At 68.5% G+C, this 25,514-nt stretch carries 26 protein-coding genes, 1 tRNA gene and 2 pseudogenes; 19 read left to right on the top strand and 10 right to left on the bottom strand.

Annotated elements, in window-relative coordinates; all coding sequences use genetic code 11:
- Positions 1-79 precede the first annotated feature (79 nt).
- The 4 genes and pseudogenes from RIB98_11885 (at position 80) to RIB98_11870 (ending at position 2,195) form a co-directional block, all read left to right on the top strand.
- Positions 80-667 (top strand): annotated as a pseudogene (locus RIB98_11885) (hypothetical protein).
- 42 nt (positions 668-709) lie between these two features.
- Positions 710-817 (top strand): annotated as a pseudogene (locus tag RIB98_11880) (hypothetical protein).
- A gap of 12 nt (positions 818-829) precedes the next feature.
- Positions 830-1,414: an S-layer homology domain-containing protein gene (locus tag RIB98_11875; GenBank protein ID MEQ8841672.1), complete on the top strand. Its 585-nt coding sequence runs from the start codon at positions 830-832 to the stop codon at positions 1,412-1,414.
- A 79-nt stretch (positions 1,415-1,493) separates the two neighbouring features.
- Entirely contained in the window at positions 1,494-2,195 is a 702-nt protein-coding gene (locus RIB98_11870) for an MOSC N-terminal beta barrel domain-containing protein (GenBank protein MEQ8841671.1), read from the top strand.
- Positions 2,196-2,201: 6 nt separating this feature from the next.
- On the opposite strand, the gene RIB98_11865 is transcribed toward RIB98_11870, so the two are convergent.
- Positions 2,202-3,335 carry an amidohydrolase family protein gene (locus tag RIB98_11865; GenBank protein MEQ8841670.1) on the bottom strand — a complete coding sequence of 378 codons (1,134 nt, stop codon included), beginning with the start codon at positions 3,333-3,335 and terminating at the stop codon, positions 2,202-2,204.
- A gap of 137 nt (positions 3,336-3,472) precedes the next feature.
- On the opposite strand from RIB98_11865, the gene RIB98_11860 reads away from it, so the two are divergent.
- The 4 genes from RIB98_11860 (at position 3,473) to RIB98_11845 (ending at position 5,875) form a co-directional block, all read left to right on the top strand.
- Positions 3,473-4,102: a hypothetical protein gene (locus RIB98_11860; protein ID MEQ8841669.1), complete on the top strand. Its 630-nt coding sequence runs from the start codon at positions 3,473-3,475 to the stop codon at positions 4,100-4,102.
- A gap of 16 nt (positions 4,103-4,118) precedes the next feature.
- On the top strand, positions 4,119-5,222 hold the full coding sequence (locus tag RIB98_11855; protein MEQ8841668.1) for a hypothetical protein: 1,104 nt from the start codon (positions 4,119-4,121) through the stop codon (positions 5,220-5,222).
- Between the two features lie 9 nt (positions 5,223-5,231).
- Positions 5,232-5,483 carry a hypothetical protein gene (locus tag RIB98_11850; protein MEQ8841667.1) on the top strand — a complete coding sequence of 84 codons (252 nt, stop codon included), beginning with the start codon at positions 5,232-5,234 and terminating at the stop codon, positions 5,481-5,483.
- Positions 5,484-5,590: 107 nt separating this feature from the next.
- The gene (locus RIB98_11845) at positions 5,591-5,875 is read left to right on the top strand and encodes a cell division protein CrgA (GenBank protein ID MEQ8841666.1); all 285 of its coding nucleotides are present in this window, start codon (positions 5,591-5,593) and stop codon (positions 5,873-5,875) included.
- A gap of 46 nt (positions 5,876-5,921) precedes the next feature.
- Here the strand turns inward: RIB98_11845 and dcd are convergent, their stop codons facing one another.
- Together dcd and RIB98_11835 are read right to left on the bottom strand one after the other, a co-directional pair.
- Entirely contained in the window at positions 5,922-6,485 is a 564-nt protein-coding gene (gene dcd, locus RIB98_11840) for a dCTP deaminase (protein MEQ8841665.1), read from the bottom strand.
- Positions 6,482-7,207: a thymidine kinase gene (locus RIB98_11835; GenBank protein ID MEQ8841664.1), complete on the bottom strand. Its 726-nt coding sequence runs from the start codon at positions 7,205-7,207 to the stop codon at positions 6,482-6,484. The genes dcd and RIB98_11835 overlap by 4 nt, the downstream gene beginning before the upstream one ends.
- Positions 7,208-7,304: 97 nt before the next feature.
- On the opposite strand from RIB98_11835, the gene RIB98_11830 reads away from it, so the two are divergent.
- Genes RIB98_11830 through RIB98_11820 form a run of 3 tightly spaced genes read left to right on the top strand, consistent with a single transcriptional unit; the run spans position 7,305 to position 9,285 of the window.
- Positions 7,305-7,736, top strand: a complete 432-nt coding sequence (locus RIB98_11830; GenBank protein MEQ8841663.1) for a pyridoxamine 5'-phosphate oxidase family protein — start codon at positions 7,305-7,307, stop codon at positions 7,734-7,736.
- A complete protein-coding gene (locus tag RIB98_11825; protein MEQ8841662.1) occupies positions 7,733-8,602 on the top strand; it encodes a universal stress protein in 870 nt (289 codons plus the stop codon). Before RIB98_11830 ends, RIB98_11825 begins: the two co-directional genes overlap by 4 nt.
- A 32-nt stretch (positions 8,603-8,634) precedes the next feature.
- A complete protein-coding gene (locus RIB98_11820; GenBank protein ID MEQ8841661.1) occupies positions 8,635-9,285 on the top strand; it encodes a response regulator transcription factor in 651 nt (216 codons plus the stop codon).
- Here the strand turns inward: RIB98_11820 and RIB98_11815 are convergent.
- Positions 9,282-9,728 carry a hypothetical protein gene (locus RIB98_11815; protein MEQ8841660.1) on the bottom strand — a complete coding sequence of 149 codons (447 nt, stop codon included), beginning with the start codon at positions 9,726-9,728 and terminating at the stop codon, positions 9,282-9,284. The two genes, RIB98_11820 and RIB98_11815, sit on opposite strands and share 4 nt — an antisense overlap.
- A gap of 103 nt (positions 9,729-9,831) precedes the next feature.
- Here RIB98_11815 and RIB98_11810 point away from each other — a divergent pair, with 103 nt between their 5' ends.
- The 7 genes from RIB98_11810 (at position 9,832) to RIB98_11780 (ending at position 17,622) form a co-directional block, all read left to right on the top strand.
- A complete protein-coding gene (locus tag RIB98_11810) occupies positions 9,832-10,827 on the top strand; it encodes a PAS domain S-box protein (protein ID MEQ8841659.1) in 996 nt (331 codons plus the stop codon).
- A 46-nt stretch (positions 10,828-10,873) separates the two neighbouring features.
- Positions 10,874-10,947 (top strand) — tRNA-Gly (locus tag RIB98_11805).
- 81 nt (positions 10,948-11,028) lie between these two features.
- Entirely contained in the window at positions 11,029-13,332 is a 2,304-nt protein-coding gene (locus RIB98_11800; protein ID MEQ8841658.1) for a hypothetical protein, read from the top strand.
- A 900-nt stretch (positions 13,333-14,232) separates the two neighbouring features.
- On the top strand, positions 14,233-15,042 hold the full coding sequence (locus tag RIB98_11795) for a maleylpyruvate isomerase family mycothiol-dependent enzyme (protein MEQ8841657.1): 810 nt from the start codon (positions 14,233-14,235) through the stop codon (positions 15,040-15,042).
- Positions 15,043-15,137: 95 nt separating this feature from the next.
- Positions 15,138-15,527: a four-helix bundle copper-binding protein gene (locus tag RIB98_11790; GenBank protein ID MEQ8841656.1), complete on the top strand. Its 390-nt coding sequence runs from the start codon at positions 15,138-15,140 to the stop codon at positions 15,525-15,527.
- Positions 15,528-15,585: 58 nt separating this feature from the next.
- Positions 15,586-16,890 carry an amidohydrolase family protein gene (locus RIB98_11785; protein MEQ8841655.1) on the top strand — a complete coding sequence of 435 codons (1,305 nt, stop codon included), beginning with the start codon at positions 15,586-15,588 and terminating at the stop codon, positions 16,888-16,890.
- 3 nt (positions 16,891-16,893) lie between these two features.
- Positions 16,894-17,622 (top strand): class II aldolase/adducin family protein, encoded by a 729-nt coding sequence (locus tag RIB98_11780; protein MEQ8841654.1) that lies wholly within the window; start codon positions 16,894-16,896, stop codon positions 17,620-17,622.
- Here the strand turns inward: RIB98_11780 and RIB98_11775 are convergent.
- Genes RIB98_11775 through RIB98_11750 form a run of 6 tightly spaced genes read right to left on the bottom strand, consistent with a single transcriptional unit; the run spans position 17,615 to position 23,698 of the window.
- Positions 17,615-18,367 (bottom strand): SDR family NAD(P)-dependent oxidoreductase, encoded by a 753-nt coding sequence (locus RIB98_11775; GenBank protein MEQ8841653.1) that lies wholly within the window; start codon positions 18,365-18,367, stop codon positions 17,615-17,617. The two genes, RIB98_11780 and RIB98_11775, sit on opposite strands and share 8 nt — an antisense overlap.
- Positions 18,364-18,996: a hypothetical protein gene (locus RIB98_11770; GenBank protein MEQ8841652.1), complete on the bottom strand. Its 633-nt coding sequence runs from the start codon at positions 18,994-18,996 to the stop codon at positions 18,364-18,366. The genes RIB98_11775 and RIB98_11770 overlap by 4 nt, the downstream gene beginning before the upstream one ends.
- On the bottom strand, positions 18,996-19,781 hold the full coding sequence (locus RIB98_11765) for a glucose 1-dehydrogenase (protein MEQ8841651.1): 786 nt from the start codon (positions 19,779-19,781) through the stop codon (positions 18,996-18,998). The genes RIB98_11770 and RIB98_11765 overlap by 1 nt, the downstream gene beginning before the upstream one ends.
- Entirely contained in the window at positions 19,778-20,539 is a 762-nt protein-coding gene (locus tag RIB98_11760) for an SDR family NAD(P)-dependent oxidoreductase (protein ID MEQ8841650.1), read from the bottom strand. The genes RIB98_11765 and RIB98_11760 overlap by 4 nt, the downstream gene beginning before the upstream one ends.
- Positions 20,532-22,253 carry an amidohydrolase family protein gene (locus RIB98_11755; protein ID MEQ8841649.1) on the bottom strand — a complete coding sequence of 574 codons (1,722 nt, stop codon included), beginning with the start codon at positions 22,251-22,253 and terminating at the stop codon, positions 20,532-20,534. The genes RIB98_11760 and RIB98_11755 overlap by 8 nt, the downstream gene beginning before the upstream one ends.
- A gap of 26 nt (positions 22,254-22,279) precedes the next feature.
- Complete coding sequence (locus RIB98_11750) at positions 22,280-23,698, bottom strand: amidohydrolase family protein (GenBank protein MEQ8841648.1); 1,419 nt, start codon at positions 23,696-23,698, stop codon at positions 22,280-22,282.
- Positions 23,699-23,797: 99 nt separating this feature from the next.
- On the opposite strand from RIB98_11750, the gene RIB98_11745 reads away from it, so the two are divergent.
- Positions 23,798-25,513, top strand: a complete 1,716-nt coding sequence (locus RIB98_11745) for an amidohydrolase family protein (GenBank protein ID MEQ8841647.1) — start codon at positions 23,798-23,800, stop codon at positions 25,511-25,513.
- The last annotated feature ends 1 nt before the right edge of the window (position 25,514 follow it).

Genomic DNA, 25,514 nt, shown 5'->3' with positions numbered 1-25,514 from the left:
CCACAGAGCGTGGCCGCCATGCTTCGCGCCATGGCCTCGCTCATTCAGACTGAGGTCACGTCCGTTGGAGGGACACCACATGAGAAACTCTTCTGCCCGGCGTAGCCGGCCAAGGATGCTGATCGCCACGATTGTCGCGCTCGCGACCATGGCACTCGGCACCGCAACCGCCGGCGCGCTCGACGCGACCGCCACCCCCATCCCTGTCGACATCGAAGGCGAAACAATCGACATCGTCGTGTCAGGGCCCTACGACGGTGCTTCGATCGTCGCGGTCACCAGCTGCGGCAACGCCATCAAGGACGGCGCCATGCTCACCCAGGCGCAGGCCCTCGAGCGCGGTGCGGACATCTGCTGGGGCGCCGCCAGCGCCGGTTCGAATCCAGGCCAGATCAAGCTCATTCCGGGCCCCGTCGACGGTACGACCTACCCCGTCAGCTACGAGTGGATCCCCGTGATCACCGGCGTCGCCGACGGCGCTCCCGCCGAGTACGAGTGCGTCGAGGACGGCCTCGTCGGTTGCAACCTGGCCATCTCCGGGGTCGCGGTTATCGAAGGTGAGCTCACACCAGTGGGTACCCCGGTGACCATCGAAGTGATCCCGGCCGGCGACGGCGACGGGATCATCGGCGATGCCGACAACTGCCCCGAGGACAGCAACATCGACCAGATCGACACCGATGGCGACGGCGACGGCGACGTCTGCGACACCGACGACGACGGCGACGGCGTTCTCGATGACGACGACAACTGCCGCATCGTGGCCAACCCCGACCAGCTCGACGGTGACGGCGACGGCATCGGCTTCGCCTGCGACACCGACGACACCATGGCCGGTCGCATGTGCGACAACGACACGGCGACGCCCTTCAGCGACGTCCCCGACACCTCGTTCGCGGCCGACGGCGTGCGCTGCCTGTACAACCTGGGCGTGACCACCGGTACCACCGGCACCACCTACTCCCCGAGCGACGACGTCACCCGTGAGCAGATGGCGGCGTTCCTGGCCCGTATGTACAAGGCGATGACAGGTGACGATGCGCCGATCGTGACGCACCCCTTCACCGACATCTCCCCCACGTCGTTCGCCAAGGACTCCATCGCGCAGATCTACGGCCTCGGCATCACCACCGGCACCTCGGCGACGACCTACTCGCCGAACGACCTGGTGACCCGTGAACAAATGGCTGCGTTCATCGCCCGTACCTACGAGGCGGCCAACGACGCAACGGCGGCGATCGTGGACACACCGTTCACCGACGTGTCGGCGACCTCGTTCGCCAAGGACGCCGTGGCGAAGATCTACGGCCTCGAGATCACGACCGGCACCACGCCCACCACCTACTCCCCGGGTGACAACGTCACCCGTGAGCAGATGGCGGCATTCCTCGCCCGTCTCTACGTGGCGCAGTAGCCGAACCCGAAACGTTTCGGCAGCGCCCGGTCGGTCATCCGGCCGGGCGCTGTCGCGTCCGGGCGCTAGCGTCGCCGGGATGCACGTCGTCGAGATCTGGCGCTATCCGATCAAGTCCGTGGGCGGTGAACGTCTCGAGGTCGCCGACATCGGTTCGACCGGGATCGTTCACGACCGGGGCTGGGGTCTGGTCGACGACCACACCGGCAACGTCCTCACCGCGCGGCGCGAGCCGCGTCTGCTGTTCGGGTCGGCCCGGATGGTCGACGGCGAACCGGTCGTCACCATCGAGTCGGGCGACGAACTGCGCACCAGCGCCGACTTCTCCGAATGGCTCGACCGGCCGGTCACGTTGTGTTCCGCCGCCGGCGCCGATGGCGGCACCTACGAGAACCCGCTGGACTTCGAGAACGATGAGTCGTGGGTCAGCTGGCAGGGACCCGGCGAGGCGTGGCACGACAGCGCCCGCACCCGAGTCTCGCTGGTCAGCAGAGGCACGATCGGCGACTGGGACGGTCGGCGCTTTCGCCCCAACCTGATTGTCGACGGGGGCGGCGAGGACGCATTCGTCGACCTCGAGATCAGCGTCGGCGATGTGCGACTCTCGATCACGAAGAGGATCGGTCGTTGTGTGATCGTCACCCGTCCGCAGCCCGGGGTCGACCGCGACCTCGATGTCCTTCGCACCATCAATGCCCACCGCGAGGGCTTCCTGGCGATCGGCGCGCTCGTCGTCGCGCCGGGCACGATCCGCCCCGGCGACGCCGTTGTCGTCGGGTAGCGGCGCTCAGCTACCGAACTTGAGCAGGCGCTGGGCGTTGCCGGCCAGGATCTTCTGACGTTCGTCGGCCGGCACGTTGGCCATGCTGGCGTTGATCGTCTTCCACGAGTTCGGCCAGTCGGACGTGATGTGGGGATGGTCGTTGGACCACAGCATGCGGTCGACCCCGACCTTCTCGCGGTTGGCGATGGCGGAGTGGTCGGTGATGAAGGACGCCGGGAAGTGCTTGATCATGTACTCGCTGGGCAGCATGGCGAGTCTGCTGTCCTTGAGGTCGGCCTGGGCGTGACGCAGGTAGTTGTCATCGGCCTGCTCCTGGAAGTACGGCATCCAGCCGCAGTCGGTCTCGGCCAGGATGATCTGGAGGTCGGGGAACCGGTCGAGCACGCCCTCGAAGATGAACTCGAGCATGAGCCTTGGCGCTTGGTAGAAGTGACCGGTGCCGGGGAGCTTCTTGGCCCCGCCGACCTCCTCGACAGGCTTGCCGACACCCGGCGAATCGGTGAGACCGATGTGGACGGTGAGCGGCTTGCCGGTCTGCAGGATCGCCTCCCAGAGGCGGTCGTACTCGGGCTTGATGCCGCTGGTACCACCGTCGGGCATGGCCTTCAGGTAGTAGGCGACGAAGCCGGGCATCGACTCGAGGCGTTCGAGCTCGGCGAGGCATTCGTCGAGACCACGGTTGGGCAGGAGGGCCGCACCACCGAGGCGCTCGGGCGCGTGGCTGCAGAACTCCGAGAGGAAGTCGTTGTAGGCGCGCACCATGGCGTGGTGGAGGTCCGGGTCGCGCTCGCCGTTCACCCAGCCGATGACGCCCGACGCGAACAGCAGCTCGGCGTCGACGCCGTCTCGGTCGAGTTCCTCGACCCGGGCGACGGGGTCGTAGCTGCCCTTGTTGATCTCCTCGAAGAAGGCCCACTCGCCGAGTTCCTCGGGCGCGCGGCCGGCACAGGCGCCCCAGCCGAAGGGACGAACGCCGTCGACACCCTTCATCACCCACGCATCGCCCTTTTCGAAGCGCTCGATGTAGGGCACGCGGTCCTTGAACTCCGCTGGCACGCGCGATGTCCAGAGATCGCCCGGCTCGTTGAGATGACCGTCGGCCGAGATGAGTTTGTAGTCACGGGTGGCGGTGGTCATGTCGTTTTCTTCCTCTGGGGGCTGGAGGTGAGTAAATCTCTAATCATTTATTTATTCGCCCCGGGGCGACTTGTCAAGGGCAACCGGCAACGAGGAGGCGACCGAGCCTCGCCGACCACGGCCGCTAGCGTCACGCCATGATCCGTTCGCTGCTGACCGTCGCCGCCCTGGCCACCGGCGTGGTCGCCTGCGGCGACGACGCCGGGCCCGTCGCCACGCCCGAGCAGACCGAGGTCATCGGCACGCTCATCGACACCGATCTCACCGGTGACGAGCAACGCTGCATCCTCGAGGAACTCATCGCGTCCGGCATCGAGCCCGAAGCGGTGCTCGATGGCACCATCACCGGCGACGAGGACACCGAACTGCTGTCGATCGCCGTCAGCTGTGTCGATGACCTGTCCCGCGTCCCTGCCTTCGTCGAGAGCGTGATCGACGCCTCGGCCGAGACGGGCACACCCTTCTCCGAGACCGAGGCCATCTGCGTGATCGAACAGATGGCCGCCGACGACCCCGTCGCGGCCGCCGCCGATTGCCTCGAAGATGAGGCCGGCGACACCGACCCGAACGCCGCCGCGGTCGACACCTACGGCGACGACCGCACCCTCGATCTGCTGTGGGACGCGTGCGATGACGGCAACAACCAGGCGTGCGACGAGCTCTACAACTCGGCGCCGATCGACAGCGGCTACCTCGAGTTCGCACGCACCTGCGGAGGCCGACTGCCCGACTCGGTCGGGCTCCGTTGTTTCGCCGATCTCGGCTAGCGGTCAGACTGGGTTGGTGCCCGTCCACATCGCCCGCGCGATCCGCAGTCCCTTCACCCGCGTCGACGGCACACTGGCCGGATGGCACCCGGTCGACCTGGCGGCCGAGGTGATGAAGGTGGCGCGAGGTGACCACCGCATCGACGAGGTGTTCGTCGGCTGCGCCGAACCGGTCGGAGCGCAGGGAGCCGACATGGCTCGTGCGGCGGTGCTCGCGGCCGGCTGGTCAGACCTGATCGGCGGTCTCGTCATCGATCGGGCCGAGACGAGTGCCACCGCGGCACTGCACCTCGCCGCTGCGGCGATCGCGACCGGGGCGATCGACACGGCCATGGTCGTCGGGGTCTGCAGCGCTTCGGTCGTCACCCCCGGCGCCGGCGCCCTGGGCCGTACCTACGGTCGGCCGTGGGGCGACGGACCCGCCGCTCGGGTCGAGGACGACGGCGGCCTGCTACCCGGCCCCGGGGCCGCCGATCGTGCGGCAGTCCAGGCCGGCGTCGGTCGGTCGGCCCAGGACGACTGGGCCCTCGCCGGCCTCGAACGCCGCGCCATGACGACGGCACCGATCACCCCGATCGCCGCCCGGCCCGGCGACGGCGTTGCCATCCAGCGAGGCGCTCAGATCGGAGCCGACGACCTTCGCCCGCGCCCGGACGACGCACGCGCCCTCGCCCCGAGCTTCGATCCCGACGGCACCGTCACCGGCTTCACGTTCGCGCCACCGGTCGACGGGGTCGCGGTGCTGGTCCTCGCCCGGGAGCCGGCGGCCGGCGCCGAGATCCTCGGCAGCGGTCGTTCGGCCGGCCATCCCCTCGACCCGATCGGCGGACTTCAGCGGGCGGTGGCCGCGGCCACCCAGGGCATCGACCGGGCGTCGATCACCCGCTGGGAGATCACCGAGCCGACGGCCGCGAGCACGCTGTTGGCCATCGACCGACTGCACCTCGACCCGACGCAGGTCAATCGAGACGGCGGCACGCTGGCCGTGGGCGATGCCGGTGCGGCCGAGGAGCTGCGCCTGCTCACGGATGCCATCGCCCGGGCCGACCCGGGCGAACTCGTCCTCGCCGCCGCCTTCGGCCCGAGCGGCGCCGCCGCCACGCTGGTGCGCTGCCCATAGGCTGACCGGGTGAACGTCGTCAACGTCATCATCGCCGTGGTGGTCGGTGTCCTGATCATGCGCATCGGACTGGCGATGCTGCGGGGCCTGGCCCAACCGGTGCCCGAGCCTCCCCCGGCCGGCGAACTCCGCAAGGTGAAGATCGCCTTCCGGTGCAGCATCTGTGGCGCCGAAGTGCGGATGACGATCTCCCCCGACGAGGATCCGCAGCCCCCACGGCACTGCCTCGAGGACATGGATTTGGTCGCCCCGATCGAGTGACACGACAATCCACAACCTGTGGATAAACCGGGGGATAATCACACCCGTGTGATTCCTCGCTCGGCCGGCAGCACTCCGCCGCCGGCCGAAACCTCTAGAGTCGGGACATGTCGCAGAAGCCAAACAAGCGCCGCGTGTCGGGCGGGCGGGTCACCCCCAAGGGCACCCACCCCGAGGGATACACCCCGGAGACGGTTTCCCATACGGGACATGAGGGATTGCCGCCCAGTCCGATGTGGGTGCCGGTGCTGATGTTCGGTCTTCTCGGCCTCGGCGTGGTCACGATCCTGCTGAATTACGTCGGCTCGATCTGGGAGACGTCCAACGGAATCCTGCTCCTCGGGCTGGGCATGATCCTCGCCGGCATCATCACCGCGACGCAGTACCGCTAGCGCCGAATACCAACCCGACTTTTCCACAGGTGTGGAAAAGTCGCTGCTACTCGAAGTTCTCCCAGTACCGGCTGGGCATCGGGCCGCGCTGATGCTTGTACTTCGAACCGAGCGCGCCCGACCCGTAGGGAACCTCGGCGGGCGTGGTCATCTGTTGGAACGAGATCTGACCGATCTTCATGTTCGGATAGAGGGTGATCGGCAAGCTCGCCACGTTGCTGAGCTCGAGCGTGAGCTGACCGTCGAAGCCGGCATCCACGAACCCGGCCGTCGAATGGATGAGCAGGCCGAGCCGCCCGAGCGACGACTTGCCTTCCAGTCGAGCCACCAGATCGTGGGGCACCGCCACCCGCTCGAGGGTGCTGCCGAGCACGAACTCACCGGGATGGAGGATGAACGCCTCGTCCTCATCCACCTCGACGAGCTGGGTGAGCTCCTCGAGGTTCGTCTTCACGTCGATGTGGCTCATCGTGTGGTTGCGAAACACCCGGAACCAGCGGTCGAGCCGGAGGTCGACCGAGGAGGGCTGCAACCCCTTGGGGTCGAGCGGGTCGATGACGATGCTGCCGGACTCGAGGTGTTCACGGATGGAGCGGTCGGAGAGGATCAACGTGGGTTGGCTTTCAAGGGAGTGGGGACGGCGGCGAGGTCGACCTCGACCGGTCCGCTGTGGTCGTCATCATCGCTCATGGAACGGGCGTCGTCGGCGTCGAGCAGTTCGAGCTGGGAGCCGCGCGCCTTGCGGGCGCCGTCCATCCAGTGGGCCCGACACAGCAGGTCGTAGGTGACCTCGCCGGCCGTGGGACCACCGGTATCGCCGACCACCTTGAGCTGGCCCGACACCACCTGATTGCCGTCGACGAAGCGGGCGTTGTGGGTGGCGCGGGCGCCGCACCAGCACCGGGCCTCGACCTGGATCTCGATGCGCTGATCGGCCAGCTCGAGCATGCGCACGGTGCCGGGGAACAGTTCTCCCTGGAAGCTGGTGAGCAGGCCGAACGCGTAGACGTCGACCGCGAGTTCGTCGACCACCCGGGCCAGGTGCTCGCACTGGGTCGGACGGTAGAACTGGACCTCGTCGCAGATCACCGCGTCGACGCTGCCCTGGCGGGCCATGCGCCGGCGCACGAGGTCGAACAGATCGGTGCCGGGCTCGACGATCTCGGCGTCAGCCGACACGCCGAGACGGCTCGAGACACGACCCGCGGCGCGGTCGAGTTGGGTGGTGAGAATCGTGTGGAGCCCACGGGCGCGCAGATTGTGATGGATCTGGAGGGCCTGGGTGGACTTGCCCGAGCCCATCGTCCCGAAGGTGAATCGCAGTTCGGCCATCGGACGGCGACCCTACACAAGAGATGGCGAGCCGGCACCGGCGGAATCGGGACGTTGGACCCTGTCGCTCGTCGGCACCGGGGTCGACAATGGGACGATGAGCGGATCCCCCGATGCAGCGCTGCAGAGCCTTTCCACCGACGAGTGCTGGGAGCGCCTGGTCGCGCACTCGGTCGGTCGACTCGGCGTCGCCGTTGGTTCCCAGCCCGACATCTTCCCGGTGAACTACCGGATCGACGACGACGAGATCATCGTGCGCACCGCGGAGGGCACGAAACTCGCCGCCGCGATCATGGGTGGTCGTGTGGCGTTCGAGATCGACGATCTCGACCCCGAGACGCACACCGGCTGGTCGGTCGTCGTGCACGGCACGGCCCGCGAATCCACCACGCTTCTCGACACCATGCACGACCACGAGATCGACACCGACCCCTGGGCCGACGGCGCCAAGGAACGGGTGATCCGCATCACGGCGACAGAGGTGACCGGGCGTACGATCGGTGCCTACGACCAGGAGAAGAAGCCATGACCATCATCGTCGGTATCGACGGCTCGGAGGCCTCGCAGGCCGCCCTCGTCTGGGCGGCGGAACGCACCGGGTGCTTCGGACCGATCCGGCCGGTCCATTCGTGGAACTACCCGATCTCGGCGTGGGCACCGAGCCCGCTCAGCGTGGGTGTGGCTCCACCTGTGGCCGAGATGGCCGAGGCGGCCCGAGAGGCCGCCGACCGGTGCATGGCTGCACTCGGCGACGATGTCGCCCACGAGCCTCCCGTGGTCGAACACGGCGACCCCGGCGTGGTACTCGTGAACGCGGCGCAGGACGCCGCGCTCCTGGTGGTCGGCACCCGAGGACGGGGTCCGGTCCGCGCCAATGTCATCGGGTCCGTGGCCCGTCACTGCGCCGATCACACCCCCATACCTCTGGTCATCGTGCCGCACGACGAAGCGAGCTCGGCCATCGCGCCCAGCGAACGAATCGTTGTCGGTGTCGACGACTCCGACCACGCACGCGCCGCTCTGCGATGGGCGATCAAGAACGCGTCGCCGCAGGCCACGATCAGTGCGATCAGCGTCTGGCAGACGCCGGTCGACGGGCCGATCCTCTACGGCGTCAACCGGTTCGACCTACGCGCGTTGAGGGCGGCGGCCGAAGCCACCGTCAACGAGGCAACCGACGCGGTGTGCGACGAACTTGGTGTCGATCGCGCCCGCGTGACACGTCAGATCGCCGAAGGCGATCCGCGCTGGGTCCTGCTCAATCAATCCGATGAAGCCGACCTGCTGGTGCTCGGCCAGCGCGGCCGCACCGGACTCTCACACTTCTTCCTCGGTTCGACCACGACCGCCCTCATCCATCGCCCCCGCTGCCCGACCGCCGTGATCCCGGTCTGACGCCGTCACATGGGACACGCGAGGCTGGAGCCATGATCCGCGTCGCGCTGCTCGACGACCACGAGATCGTCCGCACCGGGGTGGCCGAGCTGGTCAACGCGCAGGACGACATGGAAGTCGTCGGTGAGGCCGGCACCGGCCGCGAGATGTTGCGCACTGTCGCCGCCACCTCGCCCGATGTCGCCGTGCTCGACGTCCGCCTCGGTGACGACGACGGCAACGGCATCGCGACCTGCCGCGAGATCCGCAGCGCTCATCCCGACACCCAGTGCCTCATCCTCACGTCGTTCGAGGACGACGCGGCCATCGTCGACGCGTCGCTGGCCGGCGCGGCGGGCTATGTGCTGAAGCAGATCCGCGGCCACGACCTCATCGACTCGATCCGCAAGGTCGCGGGCGGGGCCCAGCTACTCGACGCGGCGGAGACCCGGATGGCCATGCAGCGCCTGCGCTCCACCGAAGCCGGGGCGCTGGATGACCTGACCGACAAGGAGCGTCGGGTCTTCGACCTGATCGGCGACGGCTTCTCAAATCGTCAGATCGGCGAGGAGCTCTACATCGCGGAGAAAACGGTCAAGAACTATGTGTCGAGCGTGCTCGCCAAGCTGGGCATGGTGCGCCGCACCGAGGCAGCCGCGCTCGCCGCCCGCCTCGAGGAACGCCAACGACGCAAGTACCTCTAGCGGTACCCGCCGACGGTGCGCGCCCGATTCACCGCATCGAGCAGCGTCTCCCTGGTCATCGGCTGCGGCACCGTGAGGCATCCCTCGAGCTCGTCCTGGTAGAGCGGGATACGAGAGACCGGCAGCTCGACGACCACCGGGACCTCGGGGTGTCGATCTCGCCAGGCGAGAAGCACTGCCCGGTCGTCCTCGTCGGCGATGTTCAACCCGAAGAACACGATGTCGGCCTCGTCGGCGCGGTCGCAGTCACCACCGCGCGCGAGGGGACACTCGTGGTGGCGTCGATCGTTGGGTCCGCCGCAGCTGCTCACCTCATAGCCCTCGGCGACCAACAGGTTGCCGACAGCCGTAGCGATGGCCCAATCGTGATGTTCGATGAGCACGCGAGGCCGATCGGCGGCCCGCCAGGGAGTGGGTTGGAGCGCCGGGTGGTGTCGTCGCATGGTCTCGCCTCTCGTCGTTTCCTTCACCTTCCCTGCCTCGCCGGCGTGGGCAAAGGGTCGAACGTCCTCCGCTCTCCCGGCCGACGATCGCTACTCTGGGCGCGTGAACGAACTCTTCGCCGGCATCGACGCTCGTGGCGTCTGGGAAAGTGTTCCGGACGCGATGCTGTTGGTCGACCCGACCGGCACGATCCAGCAGGCCAACCTCGAAGCCGAGCGAATGTTCGGCTACGCCACGGGGATGACGGGCCTCGGCGTCGAGTCGCTGCTCCCGGCCCAGTTCTCGAGTGGCCACGCATCCCTGCGGCAGGGCTTCCATGCCGACCCCCGGCGTCGACCCATGGGTGCGGGGCAGCGCCTCGAGGCGCGCCGAGCCGACGGTTCGGACTTCCCGGTGCAGATCTCGCTCGCGCCCCTGGGCGACAGCCTCGTGATCGCCGCCGTTCGTGACGTGACCGATCTCGTCATCGCCGAGGAGCACCAGATCACGTCGGCTCGTCGCCGCATCCTGGCGGAAGACCACGAACGCATCGCCAAGGACATGCACGACACCGTCATCCAGGAGCTCTTCGCCCTCGGCATGAGCCTCCAGGCCGCCGTGGCGACCATCCCCGACTGCGACCAGGCCGCTCGGGTCGAGGCCGGCGTGTCCACCCTCGACGACGTGATCCGCTCGATCCGCGCCGTGATCTTCGACATTCGCAGCGAGAAGCAGGCCGACGACCTGCGCGTACGGGTGGTCGAGATCGCCACGAGCCTGATCCCCTCCCTCGGCTTCGAGCCATCGGTGTCGTTCCATGGCCCCGTCGACCGGGTGCCCGCACCGCTGCACGAACACATTCTCGCCGTCGCCCGTGAGAGCCTGACCAACGTGGCCCGCCACGCGGAGGCGTCCGCCGCCGCCGTCGACGTCACCGTGCGCGACCACATGGTGACGGTGCTGGTGAGCGACGACGGCATCGGCATGCCCGAGCCGCCGACCCGACAGAGTGGCCACACCAACCTGGCCGAACGCGCCCGCCTCACCCGCGGCAGCTTCCTCGTGGCCGCCCATCCCGACGGCGGAACGACGGTCGAATGGCGAAGTCCCCTGGACTGACCCGCCTGTCCGATTCCCGCCCGAGCCGCTACGATCAGCGCTCTCCGCGGGTGTAGTTCAATGGTAGAACATCAGCTTCCCAAGCTGAATACGCGAGTTCGATTCTCGTCACCCGCTCCATCTACCCAGGTGAACGGTGTACGGGAGTTACATCTCCCACCCGCCCGGGCGAACACCTGCGGATGGTAGCTATCGTGGCGCATGGCGGCGAACGAGGCCATCCCGGCGAAGACCGCGTTGTGGATCATCGGCGGGGTCGTCGCGCTCGTCCTCGTGATCGCGATCGGCCTGTCCCTGGGTGACAGCGACGGCGACGCGAGCGACCCGGTCCCGTCCGTCGCTCTCGACCCGGAGCCGGACGACACGCAGCCCCCGACGGCCGGGTTCGACAGCGGCATCCCGCCGATCGACTGCCGGCTCATGATGGGCGCCCTCCGGGCGCTGGATGCGCTCGAGTCGGAGGAGATCGGCTTCCCGTTCAGCGCGCCGGGGATCAGCCAGGGCGAGACGTGCACCCACCGGGTCGAGGGCCACGAGGACTACTACGTGACGCTCTCTCCCGGTCCCACTTCCGACTTCCTCGAAGGGGCGCTGCTCCTCGGTGTGGAGGGTGAACTCGTTCCCGACGTCGGCGATGTGGCTCTGTGGTTCGGCGGAGCCGATGCCGACGGTGGTGGAGAGGTCGGTGTGCTGAGCGTGGCGAAGCAGATCGACCAGGGCGGGTTCTACTTTCGCGTCGAACTCGGCCGTCCCGATCTGGACGAGGACGACCACCGAGCGGTCGCCGCCGACCTGGGCCGCGACATCCTGGCCCGCGTCCCCGGCGGTCAGCCCGACCCCGCCGAGCCCGAGATCGAGACCGTCACCCCGGACGAGCTCACCGAACCGGATCGCCGCTCCTGGTCCTACCGGCACAACATCGAAGGTGGCGTGGACGCCGGTGACTGGGAGCTCGCGGACGGGATCATCTCCACGCTCGAATACCTCCTCGACGACCAGAGCAGCCTCGCGCGTGCGCCGGACGGGGTCGTCGACCGTTCGGTGTCCGAGTTGCTGGCGTGGATCGACACGGTCGACCTCTCGGCCGACGATCGGGCCGCCGTCGACGAGCTCGTCGACCGGCTGCTCCGCCCCGATGAGCTGGCCTACCTCGACACCGACCCGCGGCTCCCGACGCCCACCGACGATGACGAAGAGGGCGACGAGAACGGCGACGGCGCGGAGGACGAGGTCGCCCTTCCCGCGACGACCCCGGGGGGCCTGGTCCGGATCAGCGCGCCGGTTCAGGAGACACCCGAGGTTCCCGAGATCGACTGTGGTGACGGTGCCGTCTGGCACGACGCCGCCTGCCTGGCCTGGTACGACGCAGAGCAGGGATCCGGCCAGATCCCGGCCGGCAAGTACTGGGTGGCCGGGCCGAGCCCGACCGAGGTGCCCGTCCTCGGCGTCACCGCGCCGTTCGTCGACCTCGTCGTCGATGCGGTGGCCGACGCCGCCGCCGTGCTGGAGCCGGTCGGGGTGGTTCCGGAGATCCGCGTGGCGATCAGCCCCTTCAAGGGCAATGTCGAGGTCCTCTCCATATTCGACGACGAGGAAGAGCGTGACTGGTGCAACGTCGTCGTCTGGGCGCAGCCGACCACGACCTCGGATGCGGCGCTGCGACAGTGGATCGCCTTCGAGATGGCCCGCTGCTTCGCCGTCAACGAGTTCCCGCAGGATTCGGGGCAGGAACCGTGGTGGGCCCCGGCTCTCTTCTACTACCTCAGCGAGGTCGCGGTGCCCGACGGCGGCCTCGAGGACGGCTTCTCGGCCGACTTCACGGCCGAGGAGCTCGTGACCACCCCCGGGCACCGAAAGCGCAACAACGCCCTGCTGTTCCTCTCCATGCACGACGTCCTCCTGCCCACCGGGATCGTCGAACTCATCCGCAGCGCCCCCCGGTCCGGCGGAGTCGACGCCCATCTCGCGGGGATCGCAGGGATGGACCTCCTCCTGCACGACTTCGCGATCCAGGCGTCGGATGACCAGCTGCCCGACTCGCTCGGCCGTCCCTACGGCGGCGGTCCGTTCGACGACCACGACTTCGTCATCACCTCACCTGCCGAGCGACAGGAGTTCCTCGAACCGATGGGCGTCACCCGCGTCGATCTCCGCGTCGACGACGGCATGTGGGCCTGTGTCGAGTGGATCCTCGACGGCGACACGCTCCTGTCGTGGCGTGAGGGGACGAGCGGACAGCCCGGGGATTGGACCACCGACCCCCCCGACCGGATCAACGACCGGTCACTCGTCGTGGCGACGGCGACCGGGTCTGCGACCGCGTCGATCCGGGTCGACGACGTCGTGGACGACCCTGACGACTGCGACGAGCGAGACGACGAACCCGAGATCGAGCCCTTCGAGTTCGACTTGGACTGCCCTGACGCCTGCGGATCCACCGAATACATCGGGCGATGGATCGGCGAGCAGCTCCAGAAGCTGGTCGACGCCCTCACGGACGACTGAGGCTCATCGACGCGTTCGGTTGTGGCGATGTCGAGCACGACGCCGACGGCGTGCTTTGACGCGGTTCGTTCGCCGATCGTGTCGGGGATGGGGGTGCCGTTGTCGAGGGTGCAGCCGTCGCCGCGGACGTGGATGACCAGTTCGGTCAGCGTGTCGCCGGTGCCGTTGCGCATGAGCCGTTGGAGGGCGTCGACTCTTTGTTGGGCGAGGGTGGGCCACGCGTCGGCCGTCGGGTTCGACCCGTTGGGTGATCGAGCGGCGGCGCTGCTGATGAGCGTCGAGTTCTTCGGGCTCGGCCGTGCGGTTGATCCATGCGGCGAGGGCCCGACCCAGGTCTGCGGCGGGTAGGTCTGGGGCGGGTAGGTCGGCGGCGATGGCCAGGAGTTCGTGTTCGTTGTCGGGTGTCGCGACACGGGTCAGGGTGCGCACCTTCGACGAGGACAGGTCGCCTCCGTTGAACGCGTCCGCGGACGCGGGGAGATGGTGCGCGGCGCTGGGAGACCCGGCAAGGACCCACTGGCATGAGTCGGCCTGCGTCGAGGACGGACACTGGTGCGGACATGGGCGGGTCTCCTTGAAACGAAGAGTCGTTGTCAACGGGACCACCCAGGAGCTTGCTCGGAACCGGGAGGCGGAGAGGGTCGGTCGAGCTCCGCTCGACTCAGCATGAGCAGGGGTGTGACACCCAACGCCGAACCACACCCTCACGCGTCCGCGGACGCGTGAGGCGACCACTACGACGGTTCGGTGGCGGAGTTCCAGCCGATGATCAGGTGCTACCCAAGTAACGAGATGGCGCATACTTGGCTACATGCCTATGCGTGGAAACCGGATCGACGAGGTCTTCACGGCCCTCGCCATCGCCGTCCACCAGAGCCCGGGGAAGGCGCAGCCATTGCCATGAGCGACGGGTGGCATTGGCGAATCTCGACGACGGACGGCGTGGTGCTCGGTCACGACCGGCTGACCGCAGTTCTGACGGATCACCATCAGCGGCTCGTCGAAACCTGGCGCACGTTCACCCGGGAGCAGTGGGATCATCCATCGCGCAACCCCGAGTGGACGGTGCACCAGACCGTTCGCCACCTCGCGGACGCGCTCGACCGCGGGGCCGGGATCGTGACGGTCGACCGCTCGCAGGGCGAGCCGCGTTTCGATCCACGGTCGACCCCCGACGAATGGTTGGCCGCATCGGACCACGACTCACCGGAGCGCACGATCGAGCGCTTCTCCTCCGCCGCGTCGACGTATCGGGACCGGGTCGGCGAGCGATGGGCGGCCGGTGACACGGCCCACGAGTCCACGGTGTACGGCACCGCCCACTGGACCGTGAACGTCGCACATCTGTTGTGGGATTCGTGGATCCACGAGCGCGACGTGTTGCTGCCACTCGGTCTGCCGGCGGTTTCCTCGGAAGCGGAGGAACGCGTCGTCGGGCTCTACGGCCTGCTGATGGCGCTCGTGCCATCGAGGTCGACCGGTCGGTCGGTCGTCGCCACCGTGCAGCTCCGGGGTCTCGGACGACACACCATCGAGGCGACGAACGAGGCCGGTTCCCTGGTCAGCGCGGAGATCTCCGACGACGCGCCGGCGATCTGCGGCGTCCTGACCGAGACGATCGACGCCCTCGCAGGAAGAGGCGACGTGGCCGATGCCCTGCCCGGCGCACCCACCGAACTCGGCATGCTCGCGGCCTTCTTCAACCGCTGAGTGATGCCGGGCCGCCGCGCCCGCCGGCCGAAGCCGTGTTTCGGCGAGCCTCGGCCCGGGAAGGCCCCTGGAGCCCCCTTCGGAAGGATTCCACCATGGCCCTCGCAGACGCGCTTGCCGATCACCCCGCCCGCGACACGTTCGACTTCGCCGAGTTGCTGCGTGCCATCGAGGCATGCCAGGCCTGCGCCACGCTCTGCAACGTGTGCGCCGACAGCGACCTGGCCCGCGACGCCAACGCCATGCGCGACTGCATCCGGACCTGCCTGGACTGTGCCGTCATCTGTCAGGCGACGGCAAGCGTTCTGGCGCGCCCGGCCCCGTCGGGCGACGCCTGGGCCGCGCTGGTGAACGCCTGCATCCACGCCTGTCGCGAATGCGCCGTCGAGTGCGAAGGACACGACCACGAGTGCTGTACCTCCTGCGCCGCTGCGTGCCGCGAGTGCGAACAGGCCCTGCAGCAGCTGATGGCCGCCGCGAGCTGACGCATTGCTGTCGTCGCCGTGATTGGTTGGCGTCTTCTCGACGGCGCGAGAATGCACCATGGACCCCGATCACGATCCGACCAGCGGCGCGGGAATCACGTTCGACGACCTCGAGTCGAAGCCAGGGTTCTTTGCCACCAAGGCCGCCCGAGAAGGGCGTCCGACGACGGCCACGTTCCTGCCCGATCCGCCCCGTCGGCCTCGCTGGTGCACCCTCATCTCGGTCGACGACCACCTGGTGGAACCACCTCACATGTTCGAGGGCCGCATTCCGGCCGCACATGTCGAGCGGGCGCCTCGACTCGCCGTCGATGACGACGGCATGGAGTACTGGCTCTACGACGACAACCGCCACTACAAGGTGGGCCTGAACGCGGTCGTCGGACGTCCGATCGAGGAGCTGTCGTTCGAGCCCGCCCGCTTCGACGAGATGCGGCGCGGCGCGTGGGACATCGACGCTCGGGTGCACGACATGGATCTCAACGGTGTCTATGCGTCGCTCAACTTCCCTTCGTCGCTCGCGGGGTTCGCCGGTCAGCGCTACCAGCTCGGCGTCAGCGACCCGGACCTCGCCCTCGCCGTGGTCCGAGCGGCGAACGACTGGCACCTCGAGGAGTGGGCGGGGACGCATCCCGGCCGCATCATCGCCTGCCAGGTTCCCTGGCTCCTCGATCCCGTGGCCGGCGCGGCCGAGATCCGAGTCAACGCGGCTCGCGGGTTCCGCGCGGTGACGTTCCCGGAGCTGCCCGAGCGACTCGGGCTGCCGTCGCTGCACACCGGCCACTGGGATCCGTTCCTCGAGGCGTGCGCCGACACCGGCACGGTCGTGTGTCTGCATGTCGGCTCCTCATCGACGGCCCCGACCACCTCTTCGGATGCACCCTCCGACACGATCGGCGTGCTGTTCTTCGGCTGGGCGATGTTCGCCGCCGTCGACTGGCTCTACTCGCGCCTCCCGGTTCGGTTTCCCGATCTCAAGATCTGCCTCTCCGAGGGCGGCCTCGGGTGGGTGGCCGGGCTGATGGACCGCCTCGACCACGTCGGCAAGTACCAACAGATGTACGGGACCTGGGAGGGCATCGACCTGACCCCACGGGAGGTGCTCGCCCGCAACTTCTGGTTCTGCGGCATCGATGACCCCAGCGGACTCGATCACCGCCATCGCATCGGGATCGACCACATTCTCCTCGAGTCCGACTATCCGCATCAGGACGGCACCTGGCCCGACACACAGGAGATCCTGCGGCAACAGGTGGGCCACTTCCCCGCCGACGACATCCGCAAGCTCACCTGGGAGAACGCGTCGAAGCTCTTCGATCATCCCGTGCCGGCCGAGATCGTCGCCGATCCCGAGGCGTTCTGAGCCGTGGAGATCACCGACGAGTCCGACATCCGATTCCGGATCGCCGCGGCGCGCCGGATGCTCGCCCGCGAAGGATGCGAGTCCAACGTGGGCGGCCATGTCAGCGCCCGCAACACCGAGCGGGACGAGACGTTCTGGGTGACCGGGTTCGAGTACTTCGACACCACGCTGCCCGACCGAGTGGCCCTGCTCGGCTTCGATCTCGCGCCGGTGGAAGGCGAACTCGCGATGTCGCCTGCGGTCAACTTCCACGCGCGGATCTACGAGGAACGGCCCGACGTCAACGCGATCATCCACCTCCACTCGCACTATCTCTCGGTGTTGTCGTCGACCTCGAGGACCGTGGGGATGTACAACGTCATGTCCGTGCTCTTCCACGACGAGCAAGCCACCTATTTCGACGACGGCGTGAAGTCGCATCTCTCGGTCGTCGATGCCCTGGGCGACAAGCGGGTGGTCCTGATGAAGAACCACGGTGCGATCATCGCGTCGGACTCGCTCGAGAACGCAACGATCGAGGCGATCGCCCTCGAAGCCGCGGCGCGCTACCACCTCGAATGCGAGGCCGCCGGCGGGACCGAGATCCTGGAAGCCGAGGTCGTCGCAGGCAAAGAGATGTACCGCCGCCACTTCCTGCCCCAGATGTGGGCGGCCAACATGGAACGCATCCGGCGCTCCGATCCCGATCTCTTCGACTGGCTCGACGACCGAGCCGCGCGACAGCTCAGCTGATCGGGCAGCTCCCGCCGTCGACCATCAGCGTGTTGCCGGTCAGGTAGCGCGAGTCCGGTGACAGCAGGAAACGGGCGACCGGGCCGATGTCACCGGTGGGGTCGCCCACGCGGCCGAGCGGGATGCGTTCGGTGACGCGAGCCTCCATGGCCGGATCGAGATCGAACGCCTTCTCCATGGCCGGGGTCATCGCGAGCGGGGCCAGACAGTTGACGCGGATTCCGTCGGGGCCCCACTCGCGCACGAGTGAACGAGCGAAGCCGCGCTGCGCAGCTTTCACTGCGGCATACGGCGCGAGCCTGGCTTTACCCTCGAATCCCGCTTCGCTGGTGAGAAGCAGATAGGCCCCTTCCGATTCGGCGAGGTACGGATGCGCGGAGCGGGCCAACAGCCACGAACCCCGAAGGGACACCGCGATGTGGTCCTGCCAGTCCGCCATGGTCAGCTCGTCGAGGCGCACCGGTCTCGGTGACAAGCCGCTCGTGGCGTTGTGTACCAGCCCGTCGAGCCGTCCGTCGGTTTCGATGACGGCGGCGATCGCCGCGGTGACCGACGCTTCGCTACCGGCGTCGCACTCCACAAAGCGGCCGACACCACCGACCGCGTCGATCTCGCGAGCGACCGCGCTGCCGGCCTCTTCGCGCCGGGCCGCGACCCACACCGTCCATCCCGCTTCGCCGCAGGCGAGCGCGATACCCCGTCCGACTCCACCCGATGCGCCGGTGACCACCACGACGTGACTCATCGGTAGGCCCGTCCTGCGTCGACGTGGACCACCGCGCCGGTCACGATCGCGACATCGCCGGCGAGGATCGCCGCCACCGCCGAGATCACATCGTCGAGCGTGCCCGGAAACGTCGAGAGGGGTGGAGGCGGTGACACCGGCGCCGACACGAGACGGCGAGGCGAAGTCACCAGATTGACCCGCACTCCCCGGGCGCCCTCCGACTTGGCCAGCGATCGCACCAAGGCCTCGACGGCATCGGCGACCGCCGTCTCCGGTGCCCACCCGGTGACGTCGAGCGAGGCGGCCTGGTCGACGACCACGACGATCGAGCCGCCGTCGGCTACGCGTCGGGTGGCCACGGCGAGGGCGACGGCCCATCGGGCGAGCGGCATCTCGGTTCGCCGGATCCACGCGTCACCGTCGAGTTCGACGGCAGCGAGAGGTTCGATGTCGGCCGACTCGGCCATGACGACCACGGCGTGGTGGCGGGGACCATCACCGTGGGTCTCGCGCCACTCCTCCAACCCCCCGGCCTGCGCCCAGTCGGTCGTCGCGGCCGAGTCCGGCAACCAGATCGTGTCGGCGTCGATCGCTTCCGCCAGCCGGCGGGCGTCGTCGGTCGGCCCGGCGACCAGTACTGGAGGCATCATCGACCGTCGCCGGTCGAGGGTGCGCGGCCCGCGAGCGAGCCGCCGTCGAGCACGAATTCGGATCCGGTCGAGAAGGCCGACGCATCGGAGGCCAGGAACGCCACCATCTCGGCGACGTCGTCCACGTGACCCTGGCGGCCCACCGGCAGCGCCGCGTGCACCGCCTGCTTGTCGACAGCGTCGAACAACGGCGTGCGGGTCATGGGCGTGTCGATCGAACCCGGGTGGACCGAGTTGACCCGGATCCCGTCGTGGCCGAGCTCGAGCGCGGCCACCTTGGTCATTCCCCGGATCGCCCATTTCGTCGAGGCGTACGCAGCCACCCCGGCGACGCCCGTCATCCCCGCCAGCGACGACACGTTGACGATCGAGCCGTTGCCGCTCTCACGCAGCGCAGGGATCGCGGCCTGCATCCCGAGGAAACACCCGAGCTGGTTCACGCGCACGACCTGCATGTAGTCGTCTTCCGTCATCGTCTCGATCGGCCCCGTGCGAATGATGCCCGCGTTGTTCACCAGGATGTCCAGGCGTCCGAAGGTCGTCGACGCGGCATCGACGGCTGCGTGCCACTGCGACGCGACGGCCACATCGAGTTCGACGGCGACCGCGGCATCACCGAGCGAAGCGGCGACCGCGTCACACTCCTCGGCCAGCACGTCACCCACCACGACGCGGGCGCCGCGGGCGACGAGCAAACGGGCCTCGGCCTCTCCCTGGCCGCGCGCACCGCCGGAGATCAGCGCCACGCGGCCACTCAGATCCAGGGCGCCGAGTGCGCTCATGCGGTCGCGCCGCCTTCCATCATCAGGGTGGTGCCGGTGACCATCGAGGCATCGTCGGAGGCGAGGTACGCGACGGAGGCCGCGATCTTCTCGGGAGTGAGGATCTCCTTGATGACACCGGAGCCCCGCACGAAGAGATCGAGGTTGGCGTCGTCGGGCATCGTGAAGGTCGAGAGGAAGTCGGTGTCGACCGCACTCGGACACAGGCAGTTGGCCCGCACCCCGGCCGTCCCGAACTCGATGGCGAGCACCTTGGTGAGCATGATCACGCCGCCCTTCGAGGCGCAATAGGCCGCGTTGTAGGGCACCGCCCGCACACCGGCCACCGAGGCCATGTTGACGATCGACCCCTTCGACGCCTCGAGGTGGCGGATCGCGGCCTGACACATCAGGAAGGTGCCGGTGAGGTTCACGCCGATCACGTGGTTCCACTCGTCGGGCGACACGTCGGGCGTGGGCGTGAGGCCGCCGACGCCGGCGACGTTGACCAGCACGTCGATGCCGCCATGGGCCGCCACGGCGTCGGCGATCGTCGCGCAACACGCCTCGGGGTCGGTGACATCGAGCGCACGACCGATGGCGGCGCCGCCGCCCTCGCGTATCGCCGACGCGGTCACCTCGGCCGCCGCGCCGTCGATGTCGGCACAGAGGATCGCGGCACCCTCCGACGAGAAGCGTTCGGCGCAGGCCCTCCCGATGCCGCCGCCGGCACCGGTGATGACCACGGAGCGGCCGGCGAACCGCGGCTCGTCAGCCACCCGGAACCGTCACGGTCTCGGTGTCGACGCCGGAGCGCAGGATCCGGCCGCCCCGTTCGCCGGTGAGTTCGCCGTCGGTCACGATCTCGTTGCCGCCCACGAACACGTGGTTCACACCGATCGACTCGGCGTAGAGCCGCAGACCGTCGGCGGGCAGATCGGTGCGGGCGGTGGCCGGGTGGCTGGCGACGGTCTCGGGGTCGAAGACGACCAGATCGGCATGGGCGCCGACCTCGACGCGACCGCGGTCACGCAGACCGAGGAGGCGGGCCGGCACGTCGGTCATCTGGTTGACCGCCTGCTCGAGAGTGAAGACGGCCCGGTCGCGCACGTAGGACCCGAGTACCACGGTCGGGTAGTTGGCATGGCACATGAGGTCGAGGTGGGCACCGGCGTCGGACCCGCCGAGCACGACGCGGTCGTCATGCCACACCTCGCGGCGGACGGCCCATCCCTCGTCGGTGTCACCCAGCTCGGGGGCCAGCGAGGGGAACACCATCGTGAGCGGCAGCGCGTCGGGCACGACGAGATCGAGGAGTACGTCGACCGGATCGAGGGCACGGTCGGTGGCGATCCGGGCGATCGTGTGGCCGACACATCCGTCGGTGTCCGGGCCCGAGCTCTCGGCCAGCTCGATGAGGTCCCACTGCTGCACGATGCCGAGCCCGCGGGCGGCCGCGGCATCGACGGCATCTCGCAGCGCCGACCGCGTGGCCGGGTCGGCGACGGCCGCCCGTCGTTCGTCGGCCGGCAGATCCAGTACCCGCTTCCAACCGTCGAGCTGGTGCAGCATCGTCGTCGCCCGCAGCTTCATGACGTCGGGAAGGGCCAGCGCAATGACCGTCGCCCCCCGTTCCGCAGCCCGGTCCGACGCCGACAGCTGCTGCTGCCAGATCTGCGTGGGAGAGAGGCTGCCGAGCAGGTTCCAGTTCAGGGGCCGATTCGCGGCGAGCGACATGTCGGCCATCAGCTCGATGCGGTCGTCAGGGATCTCGCCCATCGCCGAGATGAACTCGAGGACCGTGCCCTCGTGGTCGCGGAGCACCCGGCACAGGGCCAGGATCTCGTCGTGGCTCGCGGCGCGGGACGGGACCGGTTGGCCGTCGCCGTCGGTGTGGGCTTCGCCCAGCGACGACGAGAACCCGAGGGCGCCGCCCTCGATCGATCGTTCGACGAGGGCCACCATCTCGGCGATCTGTTCCTCGGTGGCGGGTTCGGAGACGGCCGCATCACCCATGACGAGCCGGCGCACGGTGGAGTGCCCGACGAGGAAACCGGCATTGACGGTCGGGGCAGTGGCGGCCAGCCGGTCGAGCCACTCACCGAAGTGCTCCCAGTCCCACGAGGCGCCGGCGACGAGAGTGTCGAGCGGCATTCCCTCCACTCGGGCCATGAGCCGCATGACGTAGTCGGCGTGGCCCGGTCGGAGCGGCGCGATCGAGAAGCCGCAGTTGCCGCCGATGACGGTCGTGACACCGTGCAACGGCGAGGGCGTGGCGGCGGGATCCCACATGAGCTGCACGTCGTAGTGCGTGTGGATGTCGATGAAGCCGGGACAGACCACGAGGCCGGTGGCATCGATCTCTCGGCGGGCCTCCTCGTCGACGACGCCGATCGCCGCGATCCGGCCGTCGCGAACGCCCACGTCGGCGACGACACGAGGCGCACCGGTGCCGTCGATGAGCGTGCCACCGCGAAGTACGAGATCGAGCATGTCAGGTCCTCCCTTTCTCGTGTGCCTCAGGTTGCGAGCAGCTCGGCCGTGGCCTCGGCGACGATAGTCCCCTCGAAGAATCGGGGGTTCACCTGACCGTAGAAGCGAACCGGGTTTGCGAACGCGAAGTCGCGGAAGTCGTCGGCGTCGAGCGGCCCGTCCTCGACCATCTCCCACGCCTCCGGGATGACGTCGGCCATGTCGGGCACGTCCCAGTGCGAGATGTCGGAGCCGAGAATGGCGTTGAAACGGGCTTCCTGAGGGTGCATGTGCGAGGCGAACGCGATGGCGGTCATCGGGTCGTCGGCTTCACACCCGGCGTAGAACCGGGGCACGAAGAGCTCGTGGATGTCGGCGGCGGTCTCGATGCCGCACGCCACGAACTCGTCGAGCATCTCGGCGTCGGTCGGCCGGTAGCCCTTGCGACGCTTCGGTGCCTTGGCGGCCCACGGTCCGCCGTACTTGGCGAACAATTCGGCCACGGTGTCCCAGTCCGCGGCACCGGGGTCGAGGCGTTCCATCTCGGCCACGTTGCGCTTCTCCCAGTGCCCGAGGAGGTCCGAGAACAGCGACGCGGCCCAAGCCACCCCGCCCTCCATGAAACCGAAGTTGAGTTCCGGGAATCGCCGGGTGACCCCACCCAGGAACAACGACTTGGCGATCGCGTGATTGCTCTCGCCCAGCATTCCCACGTGGTTGTAGACGTAACTCGAGATGCTGGCCCGGTTCTGCCAGCCCAGCGCGCCGCTGTGAAACGACGGGCAGAGTCCGAGCTCGGCACACTTCGCCCACACGGGGTCGTAGTCGTACAGGCTGTCGAGCCCGAACGTGTCGGTCCAGACGCCATAGGGCGCCGCCTCGGCGTCATCGGCGAGGACGTCGACGGGGCGCTGCACGAAGCCGGCCATCACGATGGCCTTCGTGCCGAGTGAGGCGACGTGCTCGAGCTCGTCGATGGCCTCCTCCGGTGTGTGCATAGGGATGGATGCCACCGTGACGAGGCGGTCGGCGTAGGGGGCGTAGAGGTCGGCGTTGAACCGATTGAGCGCCCGGCAGGCACCCCGGCGATCGGTCTCACTCTCGAAGTGGGGGAACAGGAGCCCGAAGCTCGGATAGACCACGCTGACGTCGATGCCGAACTCGTCGAGACGTTCGTAGAGCAGCGACGGCAGAAGGCTCGTCGCCATGTCGATCGCCGACGACGGGCTGCCCGCCCACGGTCCGCGGGCGATGCGCCGGGCGGCTCGCTCGGCTGGATCGGCCGCGTGCCAGTTCGTCGGTGGACCGAACGAGCCCGACATCGTCCGCTGCATCGACGGGCCCTGGAGATCGACGCCCTCGCGCGCCATCAGCGGCGCCAGCTCCGGCATGAACTCGACGGTGTGCCCGTCGCCGTCGACGATCGGATGGCCGATCTCTTCTCGTACCTGCGCGGCATCGGCCATGGCTCGCCCCCCACTCGATTGACTGCCGTAATGTAAGCGCATTAGATTCGATGGTGCAAGCCTGCACCGAGATACAGGCTCGAACCGAGGGGGACGACCGTGAGCACCTACGACATCGTGATCCGCAACGGCACCGTCGTCGACGGATCGGGCTTCGGTTCCTATCGCGGCGACGTCGCCGTGAAGGACGGGCGCATCGCCGCCATCGGTCGGGTGCCCGACCGCGGTGACACCGAGATCAACGCCGAGGGGATGGCGGTCACCCCCGGCTTCATCGACGGCCACACCCACATGGACGCCCAGATCTTCTGGGACCACCAAGGGGCCAACTCGTGCTGGCACGGTGTCACCACAGTGGTGATGGGAAACTGCGGCTTCACCCTCGCGCCGGTGCGCGACGGCGAGCGGGCGCTGGTCGTGCGCAACCTCGAGCGAGCCGAGGACATGAATCCGGCGGCCCTCGCGGCAGGCATCCCGTGGACTTGGCAAACCTTCCCCGAGTACCTCGATGCGATCGACGGTCTCCCCAAGGGCATCAACTACGCGGCCAACCTCGGCCACTCGGCGCTGCGCACCTGGGCCATGGGGGAACGCGCATTCGAGGAGGCCGCATCGCCCGACGACCTCGTGGCGATGACCGGACAACTCGAAGCCGCCCTTCGCGCCGGCGCCATCGGCCTCACGACCTCGCGGAGTTCGCACCACGAGACCTCCGACGACCGACCGGTCGCGTCCCGCGTCGCCGAGTGGGACGAGGTCCGGGCCCTCGTCGACGTCATGGGTCGCCTGGGGGTCGGCATCCTCGAGGGCGGTGCCGAGGGCATGCTCGATGCCGATGACGACGCCCGCGCCCTGGCGCTGCAACGGGTGAAGTCGATGGCGGTCGAGACCGGCGTGCCGATCACCATGGGCCTGCTGGCCCTGCGGCCGCTCGGCTGGAATCTGCTCGAGATGATGGACGAGATCGGTGCCGCCGGCGGTCGCATGTTCGGTCAGACCCACTGCCGCGGCATCAACGTCCTGCTGTCGTTCCTCACCCGCCTGCCGTTCGACGTGCTGCCCGAGTGGACCGAGTTGCGGGCGCTTCCCCACGACGAACAGCTCCGCCGGATCCAGGACCCGACACAACGCGAGAGGCTCGCCGCGATCGCCATGGAAGGCGACTACACGCAATGGCGCGGCGTCGGGGCCATGCCCCGCAAGCCCGACTTCGACGGCATCCGCGTGTACCAGCAGGGTCTGCCGCCGAACCCGACGATCGCCGACGTCGCCGCGGTGCGAGCGGTGTCGCCGGCGAGGGCCATGCTCGACCTCGCGGTGGAAACCGACCTCGCCCAACTCTTCATCCAGCCGAGCCTCTACCCGCAGGACGAGGAAGTCCTCCTCGACGCAATGCGTCATCCCCGCACGGTGATGACGTTCTCCGACTCGGGCGCCCACATGAGCCAGATCGCCGACTCGTCGATCCACACCCATCTGCTCGGGCATTGGGTCCGCGAGCGCGAGGAGTTCTCGCTCGAGCAGGCCGTGCGCATGCTCACCCTCGCGCCGGCCCAGGCGTGGGGGTTCGCCGACCGGGGACTGCTCCGTGAGGGCCTGGCCGCCGACATCTGCGTGTTCGACCCGACCACCGTCGGTCCGGCCGTACCCGAGATCGTCCATGATCTCCCCGCCGGCGCCCCGCGGCTCTCACAACGAGCCGTCGGGTTCGCCGCCGTATTGGTCAACGGTCAGATCACCATACGAAACGGCGAACACCAGGGCACGACTCCCGGCCGTCTCCTGCGCAACCGTCTCGCCGCGACCGCCACCTGAT

It is taken from the genome of Acidimicrobiales bacterium, assembly GCA_040219515.1.
Lineage (GTDB): Bacteria > Actinomycetota > Acidimicrobiia > Acidimicrobiales > Aldehydirespiratoraceae > JAJRXC01.
The sequence above is the reverse complement of the archived record's forward strand: the minus strand, read 5'-3'. Positions and strand labels throughout refer to the sequence as shown.